The sequence below is a fragment of the Mesorhizobium sp. M4A.F.Ca.ET.050.02.1.1 genome (genome assembly GCF_003997725.1).
Classification (GTDB): domain Bacteria; phylum Pseudomonadota; class Alphaproteobacteria; order Rhizobiales; family Rhizobiaceae; genus Mesorhizobium.
In genome coordinates this window covers 1-788 of sequence record NZ_RZSG01001337.1, presented here as the reverse complement: position 1 = coordinate 788, position 788 = coordinate 1, and the positions used below count along the sequence as shown (strand labels likewise).

The following is a 788-nucleotide window of genomic DNA, read 5'->3' as shown; positions in this document are numbered from 1 at the left end:
GACCGACATCGGGGCCGTCAAGCGGCTGCTGGAGGCTGCGTCGCCGCTTTCGTCCGCCGCTCTCGACGTCCTTCCGAGGCTCGTCGCTCGCGTCGGCCAGAATGAGCGGTCCCTGTTCGCTTTCCTGGAAGCGGCCGATCTGTCCGGTCCAGTCGGGATGGAAGAAGTCTACCTGGCCTTCAGCGACGCGATCCGCTCCGACGTAGGCGTGGGTGGCCTGCACAGGCGTTGGATCGAGGCCGAGAGCGCGATGGCCAAGGCGGACGAGGGAGTGGAACGGGAGCTTCTCGCCGCGGCCTTCCTGCTCCAGGCGGGAGTCTCGGGCGAACGCCGCCGTCTCAGGCGCGCGACCCTTGTCGCGGCGGCCGCCTCGGACGGGCACCCCCCGGCGAAAGCCGAAAAGGCCATAGACGCGCTCGTCTCGCGCAAGCTGCTCCTGCACCGCAAGCTGAACGACGACGTTTCCGTGTGGCACGGAGCTGACGTGGACGTATCGGGCAGGCTCCGTGAGGAGCGCATCCGCCTTATGGCAGGCTTCGACCTGCACGAATTCCTCGGCAAGGAGCATCCGGCGCCGTTCGTCAGGCCAGTCAGGCACAATTCGGAGAAGGGCACCTCCCGCTATCTGGAAGGAAGCTACGCGATGGCGGATGCGCTTTCCGCCAGGCTCGACGAGCCGTGCAGATCGTGGGGCCGCGTCATCTATGTCATCTGCAGCACTGCCGACGACGTCCGCCGCGCGCGTCAGGCGGCCGCCACGGCGAACGGCCGCAACGTGGTGGTCATCC

1 protein-coding gene and 1 pseudogene are annotated in these 788 nt (G+C 67.8%); one reads left to right on the top strand and one right to left on the bottom strand.

Features of this window, described 5'->3' with window-relative positions; genetic code table 11:
* Window positions 1–223 (bottom strand): hypothetical protein (locus EOA33_RS40030; protein ID WP_210212662.1); only part of this gene is annotated, 223 nt, incomplete at its 3' end.
* Window positions 224–250: 27 nt separating this feature from the next.
* On the opposite strand from EOA33_RS40030, the pseudogene EOA33_RS39585 reads away from it, so the two are divergent.
* A pseudogene (locus EOA33_RS39585) lies at window positions 251–788 on the top strand (hypothetical protein); the annotation flags it as partial.